This window comes from Labrenzia sp. OB1 (genome assembly GCF_001624695.1).
Lineage (GTDB): Bacteria > Pseudomonadota > Alphaproteobacteria > Rhizobiales > Stappiaceae > Roseibium.
The window spans coordinates 87208-111445 of sequence record NZ_JSEP01000007.1 but is presented as its reverse complement, the minus strand read 5'-3'; the positions used below and the strand labels follow the sequence as shown (position 1 = coordinate 111445).

22 protein-coding genes and 1 tRNA gene are annotated in these 24238 nt (G+C 61.6%); 15 read left to right on the top strand and 8 right to left on the bottom strand.

From position 1 onward, the window contains the following. The first annotated feature begins 21 nt into the window (after positions 1–21). The 9 genes from OA90_RS11420 (at position 22) to OA90_RS11380 (ending at position 8519) form a co-directional block, all read left to right on the top strand. Positions 22–1302 (top strand): glutamate-5-semialdehyde dehydrogenase, encoded by a 1281-nt coding sequence (locus OA90_RS11420; protein ID WP_068411540.1) that lies wholly within the window; start codon positions 22–24, stop codon positions 1300–1302. After that, the gene (locus OA90_RS11415; protein ID WP_068411032.1) at positions 1299–1928 is read left to right on the top strand and encodes a nicotinate-nucleotide adenylyltransferase; all 630 of its coding nucleotides are present in this window, start codon (positions 1299–1301) and stop codon (positions 1926–1928) included. The genes OA90_RS11420 and OA90_RS11415 overlap by 4 nt, the downstream gene beginning before the upstream one ends. Before the next feature lie 238 nt (positions 1929–2166). Beyond that, positions 2167–2550, top strand: coding sequence for a ribosome silencing factor (gene rsfS, locus OA90_RS11410; protein ID WP_068411029.1), 384 nt, complete (start codon positions 2167–2169; stop codon positions 2548–2550). Between the two features lie 79 nt (positions 2551–2629). Then, positions 2630–3112: a 23S rRNA (pseudouridine(1915)-N(3))-methyltransferase RlmH gene (rlmH, locus tag OA90_RS11405; RefSeq protein ID WP_068411026.1), complete on the top strand. Its 483-nt coding sequence runs from the start codon at positions 2630–2632 to the stop codon at positions 3110–3112. A 38-nt stretch (positions 3113–3150) separates the two neighbouring features. Continuing rightward, on the top strand, positions 3151–3648 hold the full coding sequence (locus OA90_RS11400; RefSeq protein ID WP_068411023.1) for a GNAT family N-acetyltransferase: 498 nt from the start codon (positions 3151–3153) through the stop codon (positions 3646–3648). 306 nt (positions 3649–3954) lie between these two features. Beyond that, entirely contained in the window at positions 3955–5298 is a 1344-nt protein-coding gene (locus OA90_RS11395; RefSeq protein WP_082837004.1) for a peptidoglycan DD-metalloendopeptidase family protein, read from the top strand. Next, positions 5295–6623, top strand: a complete 1329-nt coding sequence (locus tag OA90_RS11390) for a S41 family peptidase (RefSeq protein WP_068411020.1) — start codon at positions 5295–5297, stop codon at positions 6621–6623. The genes OA90_RS11395 and OA90_RS11390 overlap by 4 nt, the downstream gene beginning before the upstream one ends. Positions 6624–6742: 119 nt before the next feature. Then, complete coding sequence (locus tag OA90_RS11385) at positions 6743–7888, top strand: divergent polysaccharide deacetylase family protein (protein WP_068411017.1); 1146 nt, start codon at positions 6743–6745, stop codon at positions 7886–7888. Between the two features lie 100 nt (positions 7889–7988). Next, positions 7989–8519, top strand: a complete 531-nt coding sequence (locus OA90_RS11380) for an RNA pyrophosphohydrolase (protein ID WP_068411014.1) — start codon at positions 7989–7991, stop codon at positions 8517–8519. Between the two features lie 468 nt (positions 8520–8987). On the opposite strand, the gene OA90_RS11375 is transcribed toward OA90_RS11380, so the two are convergent. The 3 genes from OA90_RS11375 to OA90_RS11365 all read right to left on the bottom strand — a co-directional run bounded on the left by OA90_RS11375 (position 8988) and on the right by OA90_RS11365 (position 13220). Next, the gene (locus OA90_RS11375; protein WP_208986091.1) at positions 8988–11156 is read right to left on the bottom strand and encodes a hypothetical protein; all 2169 of its coding nucleotides are present in this window, start codon (positions 11154–11156) and stop codon (positions 8988–8990) included. A gap of 153 nt (positions 11157–11309) precedes the next feature. Next, positions 11310–12455 (bottom strand): tRNA epoxyqueuosine(34) reductase QueG, encoded by a 1146-nt coding sequence (gene queG / locus OA90_RS11370; RefSeq protein WP_068411008.1) that lies wholly within the window; start codon positions 12453–12455, stop codon positions 11310–11312. Between the two features lie 72 nt (positions 12456–12527). Then, positions 12528–13220 carry a glutathione S-transferase family protein gene (locus OA90_RS11365; RefSeq protein WP_068411005.1) on the bottom strand — a complete coding sequence of 231 codons (693 nt, stop codon included), beginning with the start codon at positions 13218–13220 and terminating at the stop codon, positions 12528–12530. A gap of 252 nt (positions 13221–13472) precedes the next feature. Here OA90_RS11365 and OA90_RS11360 point away from each other — a divergent pair, with 252 nt between their 5' ends. Then, on the top strand, positions 13473–14279 hold the full coding sequence (locus OA90_RS11360; protein ID WP_068411002.1) for an undecaprenyl-diphosphate phosphatase: 807 nt from the start codon (positions 13473–13475) through the stop codon (positions 14277–14279). Positions 14280–14502: 223 nt separating this feature from the next. Here OA90_RS11360 and OA90_RS11355 read toward each other — a convergent pair whose 3' ends face one another. Then, positions 14503–15531, bottom strand: a complete 1029-nt coding sequence (locus OA90_RS11355) for a WYL domain-containing protein (protein WP_068410998.1) — start codon at positions 15529–15531, stop codon at positions 14503–14505. A 227-nt stretch (positions 15532–15758) separates the two neighbouring features. Here OA90_RS11355 and OA90_RS11350 point away from each other — a divergent pair, with 227 nt between their 5' ends. Next, positions 15759–16010 (top strand): DUF1127 domain-containing protein, encoded by a 252-nt coding sequence (locus OA90_RS11350; protein ID WP_068410995.1) that lies wholly within the window; start codon positions 15759–15761, stop codon positions 16008–16010. 126 nt (positions 16011–16136) lie between these two features. Here OA90_RS11350 and OA90_RS11345 read toward each other — a convergent pair whose 3' ends face one another. Next, positions 16137–17399 (bottom strand): MFS transporter, encoded by a 1263-nt coding sequence (locus tag OA90_RS11345; RefSeq protein WP_068410992.1) that lies wholly within the window; start codon positions 17397–17399, stop codon positions 16137–16139. A gap of 261 nt (positions 17400–17660) precedes the next feature. Next, on the bottom strand, positions 17661–18635 hold the full coding sequence (locus OA90_RS11340) for a complex I NDUFA9 subunit family protein (protein ID WP_068410989.1): 975 nt from the start codon (positions 18633–18635) through the stop codon (positions 17661–17663). Between the two features lie 190 nt (positions 18636–18825). Between OA90_RS11340 and OA90_RS11335 the strand changes: the two genes are divergently transcribed. Together OA90_RS11335 and OA90_RS11330 are read left to right on the top strand one after the other, a co-directional pair. Then, a tRNA-Leu gene (locus tag OA90_RS11335) sits at positions 18826–18912 on the top strand. Positions 18913–19492: 580 nt separating this feature from the next. Further along, positions 19493–20119: a hypothetical protein gene (locus OA90_RS11330; protein ID WP_068410985.1), complete on the top strand. Its 627-nt coding sequence runs from the start codon at positions 19493–19495 to the stop codon at positions 20117–20119. A gap of 560 nt (positions 20120–20679) precedes the next feature. On the opposite strand, the gene OA90_RS11325 is transcribed toward OA90_RS11330, so the two are convergent. After that, the gene (locus tag OA90_RS11325; RefSeq protein ID WP_068410982.1) at positions 20680–21480 is read right to left on the bottom strand and encodes a creatininase family protein; all 801 of its coding nucleotides are present in this window, start codon (positions 21478–21480) and stop codon (positions 20680–20682) included. An 88-nt stretch (positions 21481–21568) separates the two neighbouring features. Beyond that, positions 21569–21955, bottom strand: coding sequence for a RidA family protein (locus OA90_RS11320; protein ID WP_068410979.1), 387 nt, complete (start codon positions 21953–21955; stop codon positions 21569–21571). A 331-nt stretch (positions 21956–22286) separates the two neighbouring features. On the opposite strand from OA90_RS11320, the gene OA90_RS11315 reads away from it, so the two are divergent. Continuing rightward, the gene (locus OA90_RS11315) at positions 22287–23297 is read left to right on the top strand and encodes an ABC transporter substrate-binding protein (protein WP_068410976.1); all 1011 of its coding nucleotides are present in this window, start codon (positions 22287–22289) and stop codon (positions 23295–23297) included. Between the two features lie 115 nt (positions 23298–23412). Then, complete coding sequence (locus OA90_RS11310; RefSeq protein WP_068410973.1) at positions 23413–24222, top strand: ABC transporter ATP-binding protein; 810 nt, start codon at positions 23413–23415, stop codon at positions 24220–24222. Positions 24223–24238 lie beyond the last annotated feature (16 nt).

Here is a 24238-nt window from a genome sequence, read left to right as displayed (position 1 = left end):
GCTGAACAGGAGTTTGCAGCAATGCTGGATGTAGTCGAGGCAAAGACCACCGGGGACCTGATGGCGCAGATCGGGCAGCGCGCCCGTGTTGCGGGCCGGATCCTTGCGACGGCACCGGCGGAGCAGAAGAACAGGGCCCTGCGCGAGATGGCCGTCGCGGTCCGTGCATCGACGCCGGAGATCCTTGCCGGAAACAGGCAGGATATCGATGCCATGACCGCCAATGGACAGGCAGCGTCTTTCCTGGATCGCGGCACCTTGAGCGAAGAACGGATCGAGGCCATCGCCCGCGCGCTGGAGGATATCGTTGCACTCGACGATCCTGTCGGCAGAGTCATTGCCGCATGGGAGCGGCCGAACGAGCTCAAAATCGAGCGTGTACGCACGCCGCTGGGCGTCATCGGGGTGATCTATGAAAGCCGTCCCAACGTGACGGCGGATGCCGGCGCCTTGTGCCTCAAGGCCGGCAACGCGGTGGTTTTGCGAGGTGGCTCCGACACGATCCGTTCCAACAGGGCGATCCATGCGGCTCTTCAGAAAGGTTTGGCGGCAGCGGGTCTTCCCGAAGACGCCATCCAGATGGTTCCGGTCACCGACAGGGCGGCGGTGGGCGAAATGCTGCGCGGTCTGAGCGGCAATCTCGACGTCATCGTGCCGCGTGGTGGCCGCAGCCTCGTGGAGCGCGTACAGGGCGAGGCCCGCGTGCCGGTCTTCGCGCACCTGGAAGGTCTTGTGCATATTTTCGTCGACAAGGCGGCCGATCCGCAGCAATCCGTCGAAATCGTCGTGAACTCCAAACTCCGCCGCACGGGAATATGCGGTGCGCTGGAAACGCTTCTGGTGCATGAGGATGTCGCCCACACTCACTTGCCTGTCATCGTCAAGGCGCTGCAGGACCAGGGGTGCGAAATCCGCGGCGGCGCCCGTGTGCGCGATATCTGCGAGAACATCGTTCCGGCCAGCGAGGAAGACTGGTCCACCGAGTATCTCGACAAGATCCTCGCGGTGAAGGTCGTCAAGGACCTGGACGCGGCGATGGATCATATCGCCCGATACGGTTCCAACCATACCGATTGCATCCTGACGGAAGATCTGGCAGCGGCGGATCGTTTCCAGCGGGAAGTCGATTCGGCCATCGTCCTGCACAATGCCTCCACCCAGTTTGCCGATGGCGGCGAATTCGGCATGGGCGCCGAAATCGGCATCGCCACCGGGCGGATGCATGCGCGTGGGCCGGTTGGCGTCGAACAGCTGACCAGTTTCAAATACAGGGTTCACGGGACGGGTCAGACGCGCCCATGAGTGCTTCGGGTTTCCGGCCGGAGCTCGGCCGCGACTGGCTGAAGCTGCCTCATGCCGAAACCGGGAACCGGATAGGCATCTTTGGCGGGTCTTTCAATCCGCCGCATTCGGGCCATCGGCTTGTCGCCTCGACCGTGCTCAAGCGGCTGGGACTCGATCAGATCTGGTGGTTTGTGACACCCGGCAATCCGCTCAAGAGCCATTCCGACCTCGCGCCGCTGGAAACGCGGCTGCGATTGACCGGTGAATTTGCCGATCATCCGCGTATGAAAGTGACCGCCTATGAGGCGGTTCTCGGCACGACTTATACGGCCAGAACGATCATGGCGCTGCGCGCCAGACGGCCGGGCGTACGATTCGTCTGGGTCATGGGCGCGGACAATCTGGCCGGCTTTCATCACTGGCGGGACTGGCGCGCCATCGTCGGCTCTGTGCCGGTCGCAATTGTCGACCGCCCCGGCGCGTCGCTTTCCGTCCTGTCGTCGCCGATGGCGAAAGTCTATGAAGAACATAGACTTCCTGAAGAAAAAGCGGCTCTTCTGGCCGATATGGAAGCGCCCGTCTGGACCTTTCTGCACACTCCGCTGGACCAGGCTTCCTCCACGAAACTGCGGCAGATCCGCTGACGGTTAAGCCCGGATTTGCCATGTAAAAATCCCTGTCTTGAAAATGCCAAACGGGAAGCGGTATTATAGGGGGGCGGTCGCGGTGGCGCGGCCGAGGTACGGTCAACCGGTCCTGTAACCAAAACGGGTGACGTATGAAGTCGAACTTTTTTTGTTCGTGACGACGTTGGGCGCAGGACGGCACAAACGGCGAAAGGCACAACACCTGACCATGACCTTTGAAAGTGGGCGGACAGATATGTCCTCTCCTCTGCAGGCATCCGTAAGCACTGATCTTGCGGCTGACCTTCTCGATACGGTCCTCACCAGTCTTGACGACTCCAAAGCTGAGGACGTTGTTACTCTCGACATCGCAGGCAAAAGTTCCCTGGCCGATCACATGGTGATCGTGTCCGGACGCTCTCACCGTCACGTGGGCGCGATCGCGGAACATTTGCAGAAAGACCTGAAAGCAGCCGGCGCCGGAAAGGCAACGGTTGAGGGTATGACGACCTGCGATTGGGTGCTGATTGATGCGGGTGATGTGATCGTTCACATTTTCCGTCCGGAAGTACGCGGCTTCTACAATCTTGAAAAGATGTGGGCGCCGGAAGCGGACGAAACACCGCAGTATATCGGTTGAGACGGGAATGAGGTCCTGACAGCGGGACCTCTGTCCGCCGAGGGATAAAGTCACCGGATCGTTTTCCGGCGGAGATTTCATGCGCTTTACGCTTTCCTGCATTGGCCGGATGAAGGCTGGTGCGGACAGGGACCTTCTCGACCGCTACCTGGACAGAGCCCGCAAAAGCGGGCGCGGTCTGGGCATCACCGATGTCCTCCTGAACGAGATGCCGGAAAGCCGTGCTCAGCGCGCCGAAGACCGCAAGGCGGAAGAGGCCGGCGGCATTCTTGCCTCGCTGCCGAGCGGCGCCCGTGTCGTTGTTCTCGACGAGAACGGCCGGAACATGAGCAGTCGGGATTTCAGCCGGACGCTGGAAGCCTGGAAAAACGACGGTGTGCCGGACATCGTTTTCACGATCGGCGGCGCTGACGGTCACGGCGCGGAGGTTCTTGCGAGAGCCGATCTCAAGCTGGCTCTCGGTGCGATGACCTGGCCGCACCAGATCGCCCGCATCCTGCTGGCCGAACAGATCTACCGGGCCATGACCATTCAGTCGGGCCATCCCTATCACCGGGTCTGATTTCGCGGCCGCGATGCCGCTGTGGAAGAGGAATTGTCATGATCCCGACGATTGAAACAGAACGCCTGATCCTGCGCCCGATCACGATGGAGGACTGGCCGGATTTCGCCGCATTGATGCAGTCGGACCGCGCCGCCTACATGGGCGGACCCATGTCGCGGGACAAGGCCTGGGGGGCGTTCTGTCATGACGTGGCGCTCTGGTCACTGATGGGGCACGGTGCCCTGATGGTCGAGGAACGCGGCTCCGGCCGCTGTCTCGGCCAGGTAGGCATCAATCATGGCCCGCTTTTTCCCGAACATGAAATCGGTTGGTTTGTCTATCCGCAGGCGGAAGGCATGGGGGTGGCGTTTGAAGCGGCGCGGGCGTTCCTGGACTGGGGGTTGAAAGACCGCGGCTTGCCGACCCTGGTGAGTTATGTGGACCCGGACAATATCCGTTCCTGCAGGCTCGCCGAACGGCTGGGCGCGAAACTGGATGCGGAGGCCCCGCGCAACGATCCCCGCGATCTGGTGTACAGGCACGCCGCAACGTGAGGCCGGGGTCGGAGCGGCCATGTGCCGCGAACGTTGAATTGTGAAGGATCTTTAATGCGGCGAACGCCGGGAAAACACGCCGCTGCCCGTATCTCGCCGCAATCGGCACGTAACGGTCAGACCATCAAGGGAAAAGAGGTTGGAGCGTGTGGCGGTACACGCGGGAGCTGACATTGTGTAGCGGGCCGACAAGGTAAACGGTTCGTTAACATTGACTGTGTATCGCAAACGGGACGAACCTTCGGGAGTTGAGACAGGTTGAAACCGGATCGCATCAAGGTCGTGCGTCCTGGACTTAAGAAGCGGATGCTTGTCAGACCGCTCTTGGGCAGCCTTCTTGCGGGTGCGCTTGCCTTGCCGCAGCAGGCACTCGCGACCGAAAGCATCGATGACGTGCCGCAGAACCGGTCTGAAACCGCGGCGCAGGCCGATGCCGCGGCAGAGATCATCAAGGCTCGCGAAGAGGAACTGGCAGCGCTGTCGCGGGACATTGAAGTCTCCACTGACCGCCAGGCCGCCATCGCTCGCGAAATCAGGTCCCTGGACCGGGATCGCGAAACGCTGAACGCCAAGATCATCAGCACGTCCGATACAATCCAGGGCCTGGAAACAGAGCTGACCGATACCGAGCGTCGTCTGAGAAGTCTTGGCGAGAACGAGGACGCCGTGCGGCTGTCCCTGATTGCCCGCCGCGATATCCTGTCGGAGGTGCTCGCCGCGCTGCAAAGGCTCGGTCGGCGCCCGCCGCCGGCCCTGGCCGTCCGCCCGAGCGATGCCCTGTCGGCTGTCCGCAGTGCGATTCTCCTGAATGCGGTCATGCCGGAGCTGAAGGTGGAGACGGAGGCTCTGGCAGCGGATCTGGAGGAGCTGCACCGGCTCAGGAGCGTGATTGCGGAGGAAAAAAACCGCCTGCGCGGCGATGCGATGCGATTGGCTGAGGAAAAGTCTCGTCTTGAGCTTCTGTCGAGCGCCAAAAGGCAGGAACATCAAAGATCCGTACGGGATCTCGAAGCGGAGAAACAGCGCGCCGCCGAACTGGCCGAGCAAGCCGGGTCTCTCCAGGAGCTGATTGCGAATTTGGAAACTGAAATCGAAAGCGCCCGCGAGGCCGCGGAAAAGTCCAGGCAGGCATCGCTGGAGACAAAGGGAAAGACTTCACGCGACTTTGATCCGTTTTCCGATCCGGGACGGCTGGCGCCGGTGATACCTTTCCAGGAGGCCAGAGGCCAGTTGCCTCAGCCGGTTTCGGGAACCATGCTGAAGGATTTCGGTGAGGAAGATGATTTTGGCGGTTTGACGGAAGGACAATCTATCGCCACAAGGCCGGGTTCTAATGTAACCTCTCCGGCGGACGGCTGGGTGGTCTATTCGGGACCGTTCCGTTCGTTCGGACAACTCTTGATCCTGAATACCGGTGATGGCTACCATGTGCTGTTGGCCGGGATGGACCGGATCGATGCGGAGTTGGGGCAGTTTGTTCTTACCGGGGAACCGGTAGGGGTCATGGGTGCGACGCAATGGGCAAGCGCTTCGACCTTTGGCTTGGGATCTACCCAGCCAATACTATATGTTGAATTTCGGAAGGACGGACGTGCGATCGACCCCACACCCTGGTGGGCGCGCACAGAAGAAGAAAAGGCTCGCGGATGATACGGAAAGCTTCCTTGCTGCTGGTGGGTGCCCTTATGGGAGCTGCGGCAGTCACGACAATGGCCCAGATGCCGCTCAATGTGTCCGTGGCAGCCAATGCGGCGGCAACGGATACGTACAGGCAGCTTAATCTGTTCGGTGACGTGTTCGAACGGGTGCGCTCGGACTACGTGGAAGTACCGGACGATGCCCAGTTGATCGAGAACGCCATCAACGGCATGCTGACATCGCTTGATCCCCATTCCAGCTACATGTCGCCCAAGAGTTTCCGCGACATGCAGGTGCAGACCCGCGGAGAATTCGGCGGTCTCGGTATCGAGGTCACCATGGAAGACGGTCTTGTGAAAGTCGTCTCGCCGATCGACGATACGCCGGCTGCCAAGGCGGGTGTCCTGTCCGGGGACCTGATCACCTACATCGACGGAGAGCAGGTTCAGGGACTGTCGCTGAACGAAGCGGTCGAGAAGATGCGCGGTCCGGTCAATACGGACATCGTCGTCACTGTGCGCCGCGAGGGCCGCGCCGATCCATTCGATATCACCATCACTCGAGACATCATTCGCATCCAGTCCGTGCGCTGGCGGGAAGAGGACGACGTCGGCTATGTCCGCGTCACCCAGTTCAACGAACAGACGTTTGACGGCATCCGGGACGGCATCGAGGAAATGAGCGAGAATATCGGTGACGACAAGCTGAAAGGCTTCGTCATTGATCTGCGCAACAATCCGGGCGGTCTCCTGGATCAGGCAATTGCCGTGTCCGATGCTTTCCTCGACCGGGGCGAAATCGTTTCGACCCGTGGCCGGGAAGCGGAAGAAACCCAGCGCTATAATGCGCGTGCGGGAGATCTGACGGACGGCAAGCCGGTCATCGTGCTCGTGAACGGCGGCTCTGCGTCCGCGTCGGAAATCGTTGCCGGTGCACTGCAGGATCACCGCCGGGCGACCATCCTCGGCAGCCGGTCCTTCGGCAAGGGCTCCGTGCAAACCATCATTCCGCTGGGCGCCAACGGTGCGATCCGCCTGACGACCGCCCGTTATTACACGCCGTCCGGAAACTCCATCCAGGCGAAAGGCATCGTGCCGGACATCGAAGCCCTGCAGGAGCTGCCGGAAGAGCTGGTCGGCCGTGTCGACACCAAGGGGGAAGCGGGTCTGCGCGGCCACCTGGAAGCCGACGGCGAGGAAGAATCCGGCAGCCAGGCCTATGTGCCGGCAGATCCGGAAGACGATACCCAGCTGAAGCTGGCTTTGGACCTCCTGCGCGGCATTCAGGCCAACAGCGCCTTTCCGCCGGTCTCCGACAGCGCGGCCGTCAAGAACTGACAAACTCTGATGTGCGCCGGCCAGCCGGCGCACATTGTCCATCCTCGTTCTGCGTATCCCTATAACAATCATGATGCCGGTCCGCCTGTTCGCGCGCCGGTCAACAGTCTCAGGACGCTATGACGAGCGAAGATCTCACAGCTCCCCTAGGTATGGGAAAACGGCGGCTTGTCAGGCTGCCGTTCGGGCTGATCGGTGCGGGCCTGTTGAGTGTGATCGCCACCACAATGTTCGTCTGGATTGCCGTCGTGGACGATCCGGTGGGCGGAGAGCCCGTTGCGGTTCTGCCTCTGGACGCGGTGGTCGAGGGCGTGACGTCCCAGGACATCGAAGTTGTCGAAATCCGGCCGGGTATCGGCGACGATCTGGGCCCCAATCTACGGCCTGAAACAAGCAGCGATCTGCTCGGTCCCCGGTATGAGATGGTCATGCGGCCCGACGGTCTGGGGCCGGAGGCTCCCGTGACCGGGCTTTCCCTCCACCCCGACACAAGAGTGAGCGAACGCTCGGAACTCGGCTTTCTCCCGAAGGTCAGCGATGCCGGCGTGCGGCCGCTCGATGCCTACTCCCGGCCGATCTTGCGCGAATTCACGTCCATTCCGAAGATTGCCGTCATCGTGGGCGGCCTGGGGTTGAGCGAGACGGGCACCCGCAACGCCATCAGCAGCCTGCCATCGGATGTGACCTTCGCCCTGGCACCCTATGGCGAGGAACTGGATCTCTACATGCAGCAGGCCAGGATGGAAGGCCATGAATTGCTGCTGCAACTGCCCCTTGAGCCGTTCGATTTTCCAGATAACGATCCGGGCCCCCATACGCTTCTCGTCAGTCTCATGCCGGACAAGATGGTCGAGCGGCTGGTCTTTCTGCTGACGCGTGCGACCAACTATGTCGGCACGATCAACGAAATGGGCGCACGCTTCACCTCCACCCAGCCTTCCATGCAGTTTCTGATGGAAAAGCTGAAGGGGCGTGGGCTGATGTTTGTCGATAACGGGACGTCCTCGCGCTCCATAGCGGCCGAGGTCGCCGCGGAAACGCGCATTCCTTTCAGTGGCGTCGATGTTGTTCTGGATGAGGTTCCGCGCGAAGACGAGATCGACGCAAAGCTGTTGCAGCTTGAAAGCATTGCGCGTGCCCGCGGGGTTGCGGTCGCAGCAGGCTCCGCGCTTCCGGTCACCGTACGCCGGCTTGAAAAATGGTCGCGCGATCTTGAGCAACGCGGCTTGCAGCTTGTGCCGGTCAGCGCGACCATCGACAGATAGACACCTGCCCTGGATCGACCGCGAGCCGGATGATCTTGCATTTTGAAAACAACAGACTTTATAACCTCCGGACAATATCGATTTCGAGATAGGTGCGGTTGTGAAGAAGCTTGAACTTGGAGCGGGTTTTCCGGAACCGGCAGGAGGGCTTCCTTACCGTCCCTGCGTCGGGATCATGCTGATCAATCAGGATGGCAAAGTGTGGATCGGCTGCCGGGACGATGGCTCCGGGTCCGCCGTCTACGATTATGCCTGGCAGATGCCGCAGGGTGGCATCGACAAGGGGGAAGTGCCGGAACACGCCGCGCGCAGGGAACTCTACGAGGAAACCTCGATCCACTCCGTAACATTGCTGGAAGAAGCCCAGGGTTGGTTTGCCTATGACTATCCGCCCGAAGTCATCAAGGCTTCGCGCAGGGGCAAGCACTGCGGTCAGGCGCAGCGCTGGCTTGCCTATCGTTTCGACGGTTCCGACGACGAGATCGATATTCTGAACCCGCCGGACGGGCATTCGGCGGAATTCGGCGCCTGGCGCTGGGAAGACGCCGCGCGTCTGCCGGACCTGATCGTGCCGTTCAAGCGTCCGGTTTATGAGCGGGTCGTGGCAGCCTTTTCGCACCTCACAGCATGAGCACGACGAACTCAGGCTGAACGGCGGCCAGGTTTCTGCTCGCGGTCGATGAAGGCGCGGCAGGCTCCAGGAAATCTTGCCTTTGGGAGCAACAGTGGTGCCCGGTTACCCTGTCTCCCCCAAAGCTATCGCATTTGCCCGGAAAGTTGCTGCAAATAACGGGTGTCACCCCGGGCGAGCGGAGCGAGATCCGGGGCCCACTCATTTCCAGTGAGCAGGTAAATTGCAGAAACCTTACAAGCGAAAATTCAGCTGTTTCAACAAGCTGCACTGCGAGTAGGCCCCGGATCTGCGCTTCGCTTGTCCGAGGTGACACCCGAAGAAAGCCACCCGCACAAGCCATATGGACTGGCGTATCCGGTCATATGCGATAGCCCTGCTGTTTCCATCGCCTCGCCACCTCCTCACAAGGGGAAGGTGCAGGCATTCATCATGGAGTGATCCGCAAGGGACGCGATTTTCTGTTTCTCAGTTCGCCTCGACATTCACATTGAGGAGGTCGGGCAGCACCTGCGGCGTTGCCAGGCTGCCAAGGATCTGCGCCATCGGCACCGGATTTTCAGGCTTCAGCGAAACTCTGAGTTCCTTCGGATCCTCCAGGAATGCCGACGCTGCCTCGCTCACCATCTGAGTGAAGACTTCATTGCCGATAGCCGCCGTCGCCATGGTCGCCTGGCTCACCAGGGCCTCGCGGAAGACGTTTTCCGGAATGCCCTGCTGTCCGGCGACGTGGGAAAGGCCCTTGGCGGTTAGTCCGGCGTCCTTGAACACCACCGATGCATCGACGAATTGCGCAACGATCGCCGCCATTTGCCCCTGGCCCTGCGGGTCCTCGAACAGGGCCTTCGGCACATTGGCGAAGCGCGCGGAGGCTTCAGCCATTCCGAGCCCCTTGATGTCCAGCATCAGACGTTCCAGGCGCAGTTCCAGTGTCGCCTCGTCCCAGTAAAAGCGCGTTTCGTCCGACCAGTCGAGTGTCTCCAGGCCGAGTGCCTGAAGGAGGGCCTTTGCGTCTTCGTCCTCAATGGCACTGACGGGAATCCGGATGCCGTCATTCTTGACGTAAAGGCTTGTCGGCACCGGCGGAACGGTGCTGGACACGGTCAATTCGGCCTTGCCGATCTGGGTCCGGCCGATTTCCGGCACGTTCACATCCAGGCCCTGGACCTCGTACCCGAAGGAGCGCGGCAGAAAGGCGCGTGCAACTTCGAGCGGGTTGTTTTCACCGTATTCCGGATCGGCCATCAGCGTCGCGATCATGGCGCGCATGGGCGAATATTCAGCGAATTCGATGTCGCCGATAGCGGCCCAGTCAAGGGTCACGGAGCTGCCTTGGGGAAGTTCGGGGGCATCGAGACCGACGATCAGCATTTCGCCGATCCCCTCGGAGCCGATGTCGGTCATCGCCATTTCGTTGATTGTGAAACCGATATCCCCGACACTGGGTCCCGCCGGAAGTCCGACTGCAATTCCGCTGATCCTCGCATCGGCGACGGCAAAAGACCGGTAGAACTGAAAGACGCCGGAGATCAGCTCTTCCGGCGCGGGAGCCTTGCTGTTGAGAAGCTGATCCAGCATCGAGATCAGCGTGTTCTCCTGCTTGACGACCGTGATATCGCGAATCGATCCGCGTTCCACAGATGTCTTGATTGCCAGTCCGTCAGGCAGGTCCTGCGTGCTTTCATAGTCGACCATGGAGCCGGAGCCGATCAGTGTCTGCTCCTCACCGGTGACCGGAACGTCCGGATCGAACAGATCGACGATGGCGGCAACGTCGATATCCCGGTAGACGGTTTTGCCTTGCCGTGTCGTCTGACGCAGCATCCCGCCGGTCGCCGGATCGAGCGTGCGCAGGTCCTGAGTCACGAGATCGATGGAATACTCCCCGATCCAGCCTTCTTCGGCATCCGCCATGCGGTAGCCGTCCATTTCGGAGGTTCCGGAAAAGACCAGGGTCTCCTTGCCGTCCTCGTTCGCATGGCCCTCGAAGGTCAGGCCCGTGCTGTCGACCCTGATCTCCTCGTAGGACGTCAGAAACAGCGCCTGCAGGAAGGGCAGCCAACGGCTGGCCGGATGATCGGGGTCTTCCGCCGGTATTTCCGGCAGGGTAAAGCTGTAACCGGTCGCCGATATGCCCGCCAGCCGGCCCTCGATCTTGAGACGGCCTTCGTTCTCCACCGATCCCGTCATCAGTAGTTTTGTGTCGTCAGAGTGTATCCAGCTTCCCGTTTCGAAGTCGCCGTTCTCATGTGTGAGGCCGGTGATGGCAAGCAAACCGCTGGACATGGAAATGGCGAACGCAAGGCTCCTGGGTTTTGAAGGAGCGATATCCTTGGGCCCGTCTGTTTCTGTTGCCTCAGCCTCATGCGGCGGAAGGTCCCTGATCGTGCCACTGAAGGTGAAAATCGGGTCGGTTATGGTCAGCGTGTCGCTGTCCTCGTCATAGGTGACGGCATCGGATTCAAGCGTGACGCCGAGCTTGTCAAGGCCGTTGACATAGGCGTCGAATGCGGTGGTTCCCTTGTCCTGCGCGAAGGCGGTTCCGCAGACCAGCGTCAGTGCGCTGAAAAGGGCGAGAACCCGGACAGATGCTATCGGCGGCTTCGGACGTGAAGAGGATAGAGGCTGAGAAAACAATGCTATGGCTCCAAAAAGCATAATCGGAAATGGCCGGATGAGTCACGACCGGGCCCGATTAAAAAGGTCATTTCCGACCTTTCCATGACTATGGCCCATTCTCATGACGGCGTCGAGCAGCAGCGAATTTGTGGCGGCGGCTTCTGTTGTTGCTCAAGGCGGGGGCGGCGCGAGCCACTCACTGCGGACAGCCTCGTCGGCCTCCGTCGCGATTTCCGCGGGGCTGATGGCCAGGACGGCGTCTTCGGGCGCCAGCCGGCGGAACGCCCAGACCGCAGCGCCCCTGACAACCGGATCGGTGTCTTTCAGGAGCGGCCGGACCTTGTCCAGCAGGGCGGGTTGTCCGGAATTGCCGGCGGCGATCAGAACGTTGCGCAGAAACCGGCCACGCCCGATGCGCTTGACCGGCGAACCGGAAAAGAGCGTGCGGAAGGCAGCATCGTCCAGGGACAGCAGATCCGCCAGCTTCGGGTTTTTCAGATCCTCCCGGGCAATCAGCTTTGCCTCGCGCGCGGCGGCGGCAAATTTGTTCCACGGGCAGGCGGCAAGGCAGTCGTCGCAGCCGTAGATCCTGTTGCCGATCGCCTCACGGAATTCGGCCGGAACCGCGCCCGGATGCTCGATGGTGAGATAGGAGATGCAGCGCCGTGCATCCAGTTGATAGGGGGCGGGAAAGGCGTCGGTCGGACAACTGTCGAGGCATGCCCGGCAGGAGCCGCAATGGTCTTCTTCCGCACCGCTCGGCGGCAGCTCCAGCGTTGTAAAGATCGAGCCGAGAAAGAACCATGATCCGAGGTCCCGCGACACCAGGTTGGTGTGCTTGCCCTGCCAGCCGAGTCCGGCGGCCTGTCCGAGCGGTTTTTCCATCACCGGGGCGGTGTCGACGAAAACCTTCACATCGCCGCCGGCGCGCGACACCAGAAAACTCGCGAGCTCCTTCAAACGTCCCTTGATGACATCGTGATAGTCGCGGTGCCGCGCATAGACCGATATGCCGCCGCTGCTCCAGTCCTGCAGATGGGCAAGCGGATGGTTTTCAGGCGCGCCGTCCGGGCCGTAGTTCATGGCCAGCATGAGGACCGACTTCACCTCCGGCCACAGGGCGACCGGCGCGGAGCGGCGGTCCGCTGTTTCGGCCATCCAGCCCATGGTTCCGTGATACCCCTTGTCGAGAAAGTGGCGCAGACGCTCCCCCGCGCCCGGGATGCCGTCGGCGGGCGCGACCTTGACATCGTCGAAGCCGAGGCCGGATGCCTTCTCGGCAAATGCGGTCAGCAGTTTTCTGGTCTTGAGTTCCACGTCTGGCTACTGCGTGTTCCGGGTCATGACAGGGACGCCGACCCCAAGGTACGGACCCTAGGTCCCGACAGCCTAAAAATCCAGATCCGCGTAGGTTTGCGCGGGCGGCATGCCCAGCACCTTCTCACCGAGCAGCGGCCGCATGCTGGGGCGCGATTTCACCCGGGCGTACCAGCTTCTGATGTCTTCCTCGTCACTCCAGGAGACTTCCCCCAGATAATCGGCGCAGGAAAGGCAGGCGGCGAGGGCGAAATCGGCGAAGGACAGCCGGTCTCCGGCCAGCCAGCGGCGGGCGGCGACAAGATAGGCGAAATATTTCAGATGGTGGTGGATGTTGGCCCTGGCGACCCTGAGCGCGGCGGAATCCGGTTCGCCACCCCCAACGGACTTCGGCATGATCTGCTTGTAGATGCGCTCGCGCACCAGATGGCCGACCACTTCCTGATCGAATTTGGTGAGGCTCCATTCCACCAGCCGCCGTGTTTCGGCCCTGGCCTCCGGATGATCGGGCATCAGGCGTTTGTCGGCGACCGCATAGCCGCGCGTCTCGTCGAGATATTCCATGATCGGGCCCGGACCGCAGATCGCCGGACCTTCGTTCTCCACCAGCACCGGAACCGTTCCGGCCGCGTTCAGCATGAGAAGCTGCTCCGTCCGTTCCCAGGGGTTGACGTGGTGCTCCTCGAACGCGGCCCCGTATTCACTCAGAATGAGGCGCACGAACCGGGACGACGGCGAGAACGGATGATGGTAAAGCGTGAGCATTGAGCGGTTTAGAGCCTGAACTGTGGCGAGACTAGGGTGCGGACTCATAAATGAGACTGAAACGGCGGGGTCCGCTCGCTTGCAGAACCGCACGACGCTGCGTTATTCGCCGGATGAGAACATCGTATTATCGGTGAGTTTGACTCAGATATGGTTATCAAGGGTTTGACGACCCGCGATTGCATCGTCAAATAGTCGGCATCCGGATTCGCGTCGCGGATTTCTTCTAGCCGTGTGGAGAGATGACAGGCAATGGATGGTCAGACAATTGTACACGCTCTTATTCTGGGGATTGTCGAAGGGCTGACCGAATTCATTCCGGTGTCTTCCACCGGCCATATCCTGCTGCTGGGGCATTTCCTAGGCTTTGAAAGCACAGGCAAAACCTTCGAGGTGCTGATCCAGCTCGGCGCCATTCTGGCGATCCTGTCGGTTTATTTCTCCCGGCTCTGGAACCTGCTCGTGACCTTGCCGAGCGATCCGACCAGCCGCCGCTTCGTGGCCGGTATCCTGATCGCCTTTCTGCCCGCGGCCGTGATTGGCGTGATGCTGCACAGCTTCATCAAGGAAGTCCTGTTCGAGAGCCCGGCGCTGATCTGTTCCACGCTGCTGATCGGCGGTGTCATTCTTCTGTGGATCGACCGGCTGCCCCTGAAACCGCGCTATACCAACGTCATGGATTATCCGCTGTCGCTGTGTCTGGCCATCGGCTTTTTCCAGTGTCTCGCCATGGTGCCGGGGGTTTCCCGCTCCGGTGCGACCATCGCCGGGGCTCTCCTGATGGGAACCGACAAGCGCTCGGCGGCGGAGTTCTCGTTCTTTCTGGCCATGCCGACTATGGCCGGAGCCTTCGCCTATGACCTTTACAAGAACCGCAACGTGCTTTCGATGGACGATGCGATGATCATCGCCATCGGCTTCATCGCATCCTTCGTTGCCGCCGTGTTCGTGGTCAAGGGCCTGCTGGACTTTGTCTCCAGGCACGGCTTTGCCCCGTTTGCCTGGTGGCGGATCTTCGTCGGCCTCGCCGGTTTCGCCGGGCTGTATTTTCTGGGTTGAGCGCTTTGGATCGCGGCGCGCTTTCCCCCGCGCCGTCATCCCGGACCAGTGAGACGCCAGTCGAACGCCGATCCGGGATCCAGACATATTTCGCGCCAAAGGCGCGGCATTCTTGAACAAAGAGAGCTTTGCTCACGCTGATACGCCGGTTTCCGGATCGGCGTGCAGCGTTCGCTGCACCTGTCCGGAAAACCGGGCACCGATCGGATCTGATACATTGGCCTCAGGCTGAAAGGTCGAGTGGCGGCCCGGTGTCATAAAGCGCCACCAGATCGGCAAGCTCCCGCGCCAGTTCCCGCCGCAGGCCGTCCGGCGCGACGATCTCGGCGCCCGGGCCGAGCCAGCGGACCAGCGGCAGAATGCGCGCCGGTTCCGTTGAAGGGATGCTGATCAGCACCCTGCCGTCCTCCGCTGGAGTGAACACCGCATGGCGGTAATACCAGTCGGCGCCGAGCTTCTGTGCCTGGCGCGAGGTGATCAGGATCTTGGCGATCTCCTCTTCCTGTTCCCAGCGGCGCATCGCGCGTGAGAGCCACGTCCCGCCGAGCAGGCTCTGGATGGAGAACTCCTTGTCGGGCCGGAAGAAAAGCCCGCTGACGGCAAGGTTGCGCACCCGGTCGGCCCGGTAGACCTTGACCACGTCCGTGTCCACGCAGCGCCCGGCAAGATACCAGTGATCGCGGTCGAACATGATGCCGCGCGGTTCGACGTCATGGTCCTTCACGGTCTTGCGGGCGGGGTTCACATGCTCGAAGCGCACGCGCTTGCCCTCCAGAATGCCGGTCATGAAACCGTCCAGCGCCTTCTGCCAGTCCCCGCTCGGCTCCGCCTTGGTGCCGGAATGGAAGATATCCGGCGGGATCGGCTCGATGCCGACGATCCGTTCGGCGTCCTTGAACAGCCCGTGGACGCTTTTCGGCAGAGAGGCGAGCAGCTTCTGCTCCGCCGAGGCCAGGTCCGCCGCCAGCGGCACCATCCGGCTGGCGCGCACCATCGCCATGGCCGCCAGAAGCGCCGCGGTCTCGTTGCGGGTCAGGGCAACGGGCGGCTGCAGGTAGCCGCTGGCCAGCCGGTAGCCGCCTTCCGCGCCCCGTTCCGCATCGACCGGCACGCCGAGGGCGATCAGCCGGTCGATATCGCGGTAGATCGTTCTGAGCGACACCTGGAAGCGCTCTGCCAGCACCGTCGCCGGGATGAGTTTGCCGCCGGTCAGAAGCAGCAGGATGCCAAGCGCGCGTTCAATCGGGTTCATCGGACGGTCTCACGGGAAAGAATCTCGAAAAAAAGCATATCCCGTGAACATAACGAGATCAAACATGACTCCCTGCTGTCAGGATTGGCCTGTCATTCTTCCCTTGTCCCCGGCAATCGGGGCTGTGTTGCCCCGCTTTTTAAGGTCCATTCTGAAAGCGGACGGGGTGATCGAATTGAAAATGCAAGAGCCTCCGGCCCATGCCGGAATGCTCCGGGAGAAATGAGATGAGCGTTGAGATCGAAACTGTATTCCACCGCCGCGCGCGCAGCCGCAACTTTCTGGTATCCAGTCTTCTGTTGTCTGCCCTTGGTATATTGGCCGCTGAACTGCGCAAGTATTTCCGCCGCAGGGCAACTGCCAGGGCCCTGTCTCATCTGAGTGCGGACGAACTGAAGGACATTGGTCTGGCCCGTACCCAGTTCGGCTACCGAGAATTGCATCAGGACCGGCTCGGCGCCGACTACTGGAACAACTGAAGCGCTTGCCGGCGGCTGGATCAGCGGGCGTTAGGCCGGAAACGGCTTGTCGCCCAAAAGCTGTTCGCTTCCTTAGCGTTAGAGCATCTTTGGGGCGGTTGTTAAACGTCCGATGCTCTAATAGGTTCATCCGCCGGACCGGCGCGTCAGCGCCTTGATCTCCGGCATGTTCCAGGCCAGGAACATCACCGCAAGCGCCATGATCGAGATCGCGATGACCCCGTAGAAGGGCAAGTTCAGATCCAGGCCGATCAGTTCCCCGCCGAGCAGCGAAACCACGCCCGCATCCAGTGTGAAGACGGCGATGGTCACGCCCATCACCCAGCCTTGCCGGTCGTCGCTGACGGAGGCCGCATAAAGCCCGAGAAAGGTCGGGTAGGCGATGCCGAAGATGAAATAGAAGCAGAAGACCGGAATGAAGGTGAGGATCGCCACGGGCGATGCCAGGAAGGCGGCGGCGGAGACGGCCCATACCAGAAAGGTCACCGTCAGAATGGCCTCCTTGCTGAAGCGCTTTTGCGCCGGAACCACCAGGAAGGTGCTGGAAACGGCCAGCGCCACACCGATGGTGAACATCACCATCGAGCCCCCCAGCGTGCCATAGCCGAAGCGGCTGCTGAGATAATTGTCGACGAAGATGTAGAACGACATGTTGGCGAGGTGAAACAGGACGAACACCGCCGTCAGTCGCATCACCTTGGGATATTGCCTGATCTGCCACAGCAGCTCGAAAATCTCCACCGGACGAAAAACGAAGGGTGGACGGTCGGCCTCCCGGTCGCGCTCGTCCCGGAAAGCGGTCAGCACCAGCACGATGGCCACCGCCACGAGCGCTAGACAGGCGTAGAACGGCAGTTTCACGCTGGCGATACTGCCGACGAAAGCCGGGTCGGAGAGAAAACCGCCGATGATCGGGCCGCCGACGAGCCCGAAGCTGACGCCGGTGATGATGTAGCCCATGTTGCGGTTGCGGTCCTCGTCATCGCTGCTGCCGTCGATCATCGCCGCCTGGGCGATAGGCTGGTTGCCGGCGGTCAGTCCGGTGATAGCCCGCCCCAGGATAAGCAGCGCGAAGCTGTTCAGGTAGAGCGCGGCAATGGTCAGCGCATAGCCGCCGAGTGCGCCGAAAAGGCAGATCAGGATGGCGTTCCTGCGGCCGATGACGTCGGAAAGCTTGGAGACATAGGGCGCGCCGAAGAACCAGCACAGGAAGAACACGCCGATGACCAGCCCGTAGTCGAAATGCCGCGCCGCCTCCGACGTATCGCGCGCCAGCATCGGCGACCCGGTGTCCATGATCAGCCCGTTGAGGATCGGAAACACCAGTCCCTGGCCCAGCAGATCGACGAACACCACAAACAGCAGAGTGAATTTCGCGGGAAACGACATCGGCACTCCTTGGCAAAAGAACCGAATTCATCCCATCCCAAAACCAGCCGAATTGCCACCCCTGATTTTTCCCGCAGCACAAACCAGGCGCCGCGGCCTGATCCCCTTCCCCCTTGTGGGGAAGGGTCAGGGATGGGGGGACACCGCGCAGCGGTATCCGGCCCGGGTCTCAAACCCCGGCCTCACACGCAGCGCTGCCAAGGTCCCGGATCAGGTCCGGGACGGCAACAGGCCTGGCTGGAAGGGCAATGCGCCTCGGCTTCAGGCCGGGCGGTGGGCGTCGTACTGGCCGTGTTCGCGGTAGCGTTCCAGATAGGTCGGCAGCACGGCGGCCAGTGTGGCCGTGTCGATGCCGAGGCCGTCCAGGGTACGGCCGTCCGCCTTTGCCGTTTCGGAGACGACATTGTCGGTTCTCAACAGCTCCACCTGGTCGGCGGTGAACGGCGCCATCGGGAACAGCTGAAAGACCTTGCCCATTCCCGAGGCGACCGGGAAGGGGATCGGCAGCAATGTGCGTGTGCGGCGGGTGACCTCGAGCGTTTCTTCCAGGCACTCGCGGAAGCTCTTGATCTCCGGCCCGCCGAGCTCATAGACCGCGCCGGCGGTCAGATCGCCGTCGACGGCGCGCGCGGTCGCTTCGGCCACGTCGCACACATAGACCGGCTGGAACTTCGTCTCGCCGCCACCGAGCAGCGGCAGAACAGGCGAAAAGCGCGCCATGCCGGCAAACTTGTTGAAGAAGTCGTCTTCCGGGCCGAAGACGATCGACGGGCGCAGGATGACGCTGCCGGGCAGCGTTTCAAGCACGCCTGCCTCGCCCACGGCCTTGGAACGTGCATAGGCGGAGGAACTTTCCGCATCCGCACCGATGGCGGAAATATGCGTGATGCCGTCAAGACCGGCCGCGCGGGCCGCCTCGGCGATGGCGCGCGGGCCGAAGGCCTGCACAGCATCGAAGGACTGTTTGCCGGAAGGCGCCAGAATGCCGACCGCGTTGACGACGGCGTCCGCGCCGATCACCGCCCGGTCGATGGACCAGCGGTAGCGCAGGTTCGCCTGCACCGCCATGATCTGCCCCGGCATGCCGAGCGGCTGCAGGTGCGTCGCCAGATCCGGCCGCCGCACGGCCACCCGCACCCGGTAGCCGCGCTTGGCCAGTGCCTGGACGATATGGCGGCCGAGAAAGCCCGAGCCGCCGAAAACCGTGACGAGTTTGCCGTTAAGGGAAGTGGACATCCTGAAATGCCTTCTGTCGCGCCGAAAAAGAACTGTCTTGCCCCGGGCGTTTGCCCGGCTCTCCCCCAGTCTCTTAGCCCTTTGCAGCCGGTGTGTGAAGAGCCGGGGAGGAGCTTGGCAAGAATGAAGGCAAAAAGTAGCATTCCATGATTGACAACCCGTAACCTCCCCCTTACAAGCCCCCCTCACAGCCCAGGTGGCGGAATTGGTAGACGCGCTAGCTTCAGGTGCTAGTGCTCGAAAGGGCGTGGAGGTTCGAGTCCTCTCCTGGGCACCAAATTCCCGTTTCGGACAGTCTACCAACGTCTGAAACACTCAAAAAAAGCTCCGGTTCGCCGGGGCTTTTTTTGTTCTCGATGGCGGCGATTCGACGATCTCGAATTCTTCCAAAAGCGTTGTTTTCCGCTTGAAGCGTTTGTTTCAGCTCGAGACTCAGTCACTTGCCTCCCTCCCGGGTCATCACCGGGCTTGACCCGGTGATCCATGCCGTGCCGTTGCCCCAGGACAGGCCAGAGTTTTTTGACCCGAAACGGCATGGATGCCATGGTCGGGTCATGGCAGGACCGGGGGAGGGGAGAGGACTGTTATTACCGGTCCTCAATTTGTTGCAAAACCTCCAGTGCGTCGTCCCGGACGCAGCGCAGCGAAGATCCGGGATCGGTGGGCCGCGATCTTTCGATTGGCAATTTTCAAGGGCTGCGGCTTGTGGCTCTCCGATCCCGGCTCGCGCTGGGCTTCGCCGGAATGACTTCGGTGAGGCCCATATTGGGTCGGCGGACTGAGGGCCGGTTGGAAAGCCCTTTTCGCGGAGCCGGCACCGGAATTGATGTTTCAGGATCTTTTTAAAAGGAGCCCCCATGCGCCAGCCCCAATCGATGAAATCCCTGGAGAATCTCGGCCGGGTGCGGCTGTCGGAGAATTTCTTCATGCGGGATTTTCTCTATTCGGAAATTTCCAATTTTTATGGCATCCCCAACATTCCGCATCATCCCGATGTTGCCATCGAGGCGGGCACGAAGCTGTGTGAGGAGCTGCTGGAGCCGCTGCGGGCCGCCTTCGGGCATGTCGCCATCCGCTCCGCCTACCGCTCGCCGGAGGTCAATGCCTTCGGCAACGAGAACGATCTCAACTGCGCCCGCAACGAGGCTAATTATGCCCATCACATCTGGGATTACTGCGACGGCGAGGGGCGTCTGGGGGCGACAGCCTGCATTGTCGTGCCCTGGGTCTGGGACCGTCACAGCGAGGAAGGCGACTGGCGGCGGCTGGCGTGGTGGATCCACGATCACCTGCCGTATAATTCGCTCTGGTTCTTCCCGAAGCTCTGGGCGGTGAACGTCAACTGGCGCGAGGACCCCGAGCGCCGTATCGACAGCTACGCCGCCCCGGCCGGCCTGCTGACGAAACCGGGGTTCGACAACCACGCGGGCGATCATGGCGCGTGGTATGAGGGCTTTCCGGTGTTCAAGGCGCGCGATGGGTGAATTTGCTGTCCGCCAGGACAGGCGCTCGAGATTTGCTCAGACGGCGCGGCAGCTGCCCTCTCCCCCCTCGAGGGGGAGATGTCCGTGAAGCGGACAGAGGGGGGGTATCGGACTCTCGGCACGGTCATTTTTGCCGAATTCGCGGAGCTGGTGCCCTCCCTATGTCTCCAAGGGGCAGAGCTATCGCAAATGAACGGATACGCCAGTCCATATGGCTTGTGGGGGAGCTTCTCTTCGGGTGTCTCTCCGGACAAGCGAAGCGCAGATCCGGGGCCTGCTCGCGGTGCAGCTTGTTGAAACAGTTGAATTTTCCCCTTTCGAGTTTCTACAATCCACCTGCTCTCTGGATATGAGTGGGCCCCGGGTCTCGCTCCGCTCGCCCGGGGTGACAGCAATGTCTGAGGCGACATTCCGCTCATTTGCGACAGCCCCGCCCTCAAGGGGGAAGACAGGGAGCAAGCGACGAGGCGTTGCTGTTTCCGGCTGGCCGGGAGCGCGAGAACTCGTGAAAAGAGGGGATGTCAGCGGGGTATCAGCTTCCAGAAGCCCCCCCGCCAGCCTCACCCTTCCGCCCACAATCTTCCCATGTCGAACCTGTCCACATCCTTCAGCAGCTCGATGAAGCCGTGCGCGGCGTGGTCGAGGGACTGGCGGCCCTTGTCGGCGGTGGCCAGCGAGGCGTTGCCGATGGCGCCGGCGAGGTTGAGGTCCTGGGCTTTCCAGCCGAACTGATGCTGGCCGTGGGCGCGCAGGTGGGTGAAGTCTTCCACCAGGGCGTGCTGGTTGGAGCGGAAGTCCTCGGCGCGCTCCATGCGCACCAGCTCCGGGTGAAGATGCAGCATGATGGAGGTTTCGACGTCGCCGCCATGGATGCCGAAGGTAAGTTCCTCCGGCGAGAACACCCCCTCGGGCTGGCCGAAGCGGGCCCAGGCGGTACCGGTTGCCAGCATGGAATGGCGCACGCGCAATTCGCGCGTCACGATGTCGATCAGCGGCACGTTGCCGCCGTGGGAGTTGACGATCACCAGCTTGCGGATGCCGGCGCGCTGAACGCTTTCGGCGATCTCCAGCCAGGCTTTTATGGCCGTCTCCCAGGTCAATGTCAGTGTGCCGGGCGAGGAGATGTGCTCGTTGGATTTGCCCACCGCCTGCACCGGCAGGAAAGTTGCCGGAAGATCTTCCGGCAGCAGCTCCACGACGCGGCGGATCTGGCCTTCCGCGATGGCGGTGTCGGTGAAGACCGGCAAGTGCGGGCCGTGCTGCTCGATCGCCGCGACCGGCAGCACCGCGATCCAGCTTTCCACGCCGGGCGCGTGAAAATCGGTCGTCGTCATTTCATGCCAATAGGGTGTCGGCAGCATCGGGTGGTCCTTCGGGTAATTCGGTTCGGCCAGGCTCGGCCTGGCCTGCTTCGGGCAGGTGCTGTCAGGCGTTAGGGATTGCCTGGCGTTATGGCGCGGCGGCGATGACTTCCACCTCGACGACGAATTCTTCGCGCGCGAAGCCGGAGACGATCATCAGGGTGGAGGCCGGCGGCGGGTCGGAAAAATAACTGTCGCGCACCACCATGTAACCGGGAAGATGGGCGCGGTCGCTCACATAGGCGTTGATGCGCACCACGTCGGCCAGCGTCATGCCCGCCTCGTCCAGGATGGCGGAGATATTGTCGAAACACAGCCGCGTCTGACCTTCCGCGTCAGCGGGGACCGTGTCGTCCGCCGCGATGCCGAGCTGGCCGGAGGCAAACAGAAGCCGGTGGTCGGGCGGAACCTCGATGGCATGGCTGTAGCGGGCGAAGGGCGGGCGGATGCCGTCAGGCGTGTGGGCGCGTGTCAATTTTCATATTCCCGTCGTGAAGGATCGCTAAACCTATAGTGCGCTTGCCGGTTGGGCAATTTCCCCTGCTGCGTATTTTTAATGCGTTTGCTAAAATTTCAAGCACGTCTATTTTTTATGCTGACACGTTTCCCGTCCTGTGCAATTGTTCACCTGCTTCCGGCGTCTCGCGACGCTGGTAAAATTTCTTGCGGGCTGAAGGGTAATACCGGGCCTGCTTTGTTGCCTGTTCCGCTCACAGGGCCTTATCAAGGCACAGCGGCAGAGCATTCGGCCCGTTGCGGGCGGATTGACCTGCGCGGTGTACGAAAAGATAGGGGAAGGCGGATACATGACAGTTTCTCGGAAAATCGGAATTGCGGCGCTTGCGCTTGTGGCCTCCACGAGTGCGCAGGCACTGGAAAAGGTCAGCTTCGGCACGAACTGGGTCGCCCAGGCCGAGCATGGCGGATATTATCAGGCTCTTGCGGACGGCACCTATGAGGCTTGTGGCCTCGAGGTGGAAATCAAGCCTGGCGGACCGCAGGCCAACAACCGCATCCTGCTGCCGGCCGGCAAGATCGACTTCCTCATGGGCGGCAACATGCTGCAGGCCTTTTCGGCCGTCGAGCAGGGCATCCCGACCGTCGTCGTCGCAGGGCATTTTCAGAAAGAACCGCAGATCCTGATGACCCATCCGGGCGAGGGTCTGGACACCTGGGACAGCCTCAAGGGCATCAAGCTGCTGCTCGGCAAGGGCGGGCTGAACTCCTTCTACCAGTGGATGAAGGCCGAGTTCGGTTTCACCGACGAGCAGGTGCGCCCCTATACCTATAACTCCGCGCCGTTCCTGGCCGACAAGCAGATCGCCCAGCAGGGCTATGTGACGTCCGAGCCCTTCGCCATCGAGACGGAAGGCGGCTTCACGCCGAACATCTTCCTGATCGCCGACTACGGCTACGACACCTATTCCACCACCGTTGAAACGCGTGCCGACCTGATTGAAACCAAGCCGGAAGTCGTCAAGTGCTTCGTCGACGGCTCGGCCATCGGCTGGGTCAACTTCCTTTACGGCGACAACTCCAAGGCGCTGGAGATGATCAAGAAGGACAACCCGGGCATGTCCGACGGCCAACTGGCCTTTTCCATCGAAAAGCTTAAGGAATACGGCATTGTCGACAGCGGCGACGCGCTGACCATGGGCATCGGCGCCATGACCGACGAGCGCCAGAAGTCCTTCTTCGACAAGATGGTCAAGGCCGGTGTCGTGAAGCCGGATGTCGATTACACCAAGTCCTATACGCTGGACTTCGTGAATGCAGGTGTCGGCGTCGATCTGAAGAAAAAACTCACCGGCGAATAACCGCAACGCGGGCATTCAAACCAGACCGGCGCCGGTTCGCGGCGGACGGAAAACATGCAACCATGGCCGGGCTTTGAAACCCGGAAAATCACTCCCCGGAAACGAAAACAAAACAATGACGGCCATGGCACATACCAGCATGCAGACTGATCCGAACCCGGCGATCGTGTCCCTGAAGGGCATCTCCAAGACCTTCTCCAACGGCACGGTGGCGCTCAACAACATGTCGCTCGATATCCGGCAGGGGGAGTTCGTCTCCCTGCTCGGACCGTCGGGATGCGGCAAGTCGACGGCGCTCAGGATCGTCACCGGCCTCACCGGCCCGACCTCGGGCCGGGTGGAATGGCCCCAGGAAACGGCGGGCGCCACGGAGCATGAACTCTCCTTCGTCTTCCAGGAGCCGACGCTGATGCCCTGGGCGACGGTGTTCGCCAATGTCTGGCTGCCGCTGCGCCTGAAGGGCATTTCTCAACGGCAGGCCCATGACAGCGTCATGGAGGCGCTGGAAATGGTCAGTCTGGCGGAATTCGCCAAGAGCTACCCGCGCGAACTGTCCGGCGGCATGAAGATGCGTGTCTCCATCGCCCGGGCGCTGGTGACCAAACCGAAACTGCTGCTGATGGACGAGCCTTTCGCGGCGCTCGACGAAATCACCAGGTTCAAGCTCAACAACGATCTGCTGCACCTTTGGGAGACCTTCGGCTGGACGGTCGTCTTCGTCACCCATTCGGTGTTCGAATCCGTCTATCTGTCCGACCGTATCGTCGTCATGGCGGCGCGGCCCGGACGCGTGGTCAATGACATGGCAATCGACGCGCCCTATCCGCGTGACGAGAGCTTCCGCACCTCCGCCGTCTACAGCGGCTTCTGCCGCGACGTCTCCCAGGCCCTGCACGCGGCCATGGATGCGGGAGACGACATGTGATGCACACCGCCCGCGC

Bases quoted from the DNA above. Each gene is read 5' to 3' on its own strand.
- OA90_RS11315 (WP_068410976.1), top strand. From the start codon at position 22,287: ATGACAGTTTCTCGGAAAATCGGAATTGCGGCGCTTGCGCTTGTGGCC.
- OA90_RS11400 (WP_068411023.1), top strand. From the start codon at position 3,151: ATGATCCCGACGATTGAAACAGAACGCCTGATCCTGCGCCCGATCACG.
- OA90_RS11350 (WP_068410995.1), top strand. From the start codon at position 15,759: ATGAGCGTTGAGATCGAAACTGTATTCCACCGCCGCGCGCGCAGCCGC.
- OA90_RS11345 (WP_068410992.1), bottom strand. From the start codon at position 17,399: ATGTCGTTTCCCGCGAAATTCACTCTGCTGTTTGTGGTGTTCGTCGAT.
- OA90_RS11330 (WP_068410985.1), top strand. From the start codon at position 19,493: ATGCGCCAGCCCCAATCGATGAAATCCCTGGAGAATCTCGGCCGGGTG.
- OA90_RS11360 (WP_068411002.1), top strand. From the start codon at position 13,473: ATGGATGGTCAGACAATTGTACACGCTCTTATTCTGGGGATTGTCGAA.
- OA90_RS11385 (WP_068411017.1), top strand. From the start codon at position 6,743: ATGACGAGCGAAGATCTCACAGCTCCCCTAGGTATGGGAAAACGGCGG.
- OA90_RS11415 (WP_068411032.1), top strand. From the start codon at position 1,299: ATGAGTGCTTCGGGTTTCCGGCCGGAGCTCGGCCGCGACTGGCTGAAG.
- OA90_RS11420 (WP_068411540.1), top strand. From the start codon at position 22: ATGCTGGATGTAGTCGAGGCAAAGACCACCGGGGACCTGATGGCGCAG.
- OA90_RS11355 (WP_068410998.1), bottom strand. From the start codon at position 15,531: ATGAACCCGATTGAACGCGCGCTTGGCATCCTGCTGCTTCTGACCGGC.
- OA90_RS11310 (WP_068410973.1), top strand. From the start codon at position 23,413: ATGACGGCCATGGCACATACCAGCATGCAGACTGATCCGAACCCGGCG.
- rsfS (WP_068411029.1), top strand. From the start codon at position 2,167: ATGTCCTCTCCTCTGCAGGCATCCGTAAGCACTGATCTTGCGGCTGAC.
- OA90_RS11390 (WP_068411020.1), top strand. From the start codon at position 5,295: ATGATACGGAAAGCTTCCTTGCTGCTGGTGGGTGCCCTTATGGGAGCT.
- OA90_RS11395 (WP_082837004.1), top strand. From the start codon at position 3,955: ATGCTTGTCAGACCGCTCTTGGGCAGCCTTCTTGCGGGTGCGCTTGCC.
- OA90_RS11325 (WP_068410982.1), bottom strand. From the start codon at position 21,480: ATGCTGCCGACACCCTATTGGCATGAAATGACGACGACCGATTTTCAC.
- OA90_RS11365 (WP_068411005.1), bottom strand. From the start codon at position 13,220: ATGCTCACGCTTTACCATCATCCGTTCTCGCCGTCGTCCCGGTTCGTG.
- OA90_RS11340 (WP_068410989.1), bottom strand. From the start codon at position 18,635: ATGTCCACTTCCCTTAACGGCAAACTCGTCACGGTTTTCGGCGGCTCG.
- rlmH (WP_068411026.1), top strand. From the start codon at position 2,630: ATGCGCTTTACGCTTTCCTGCATTGGCCGGATGAAGGCTGGTGCGGAC.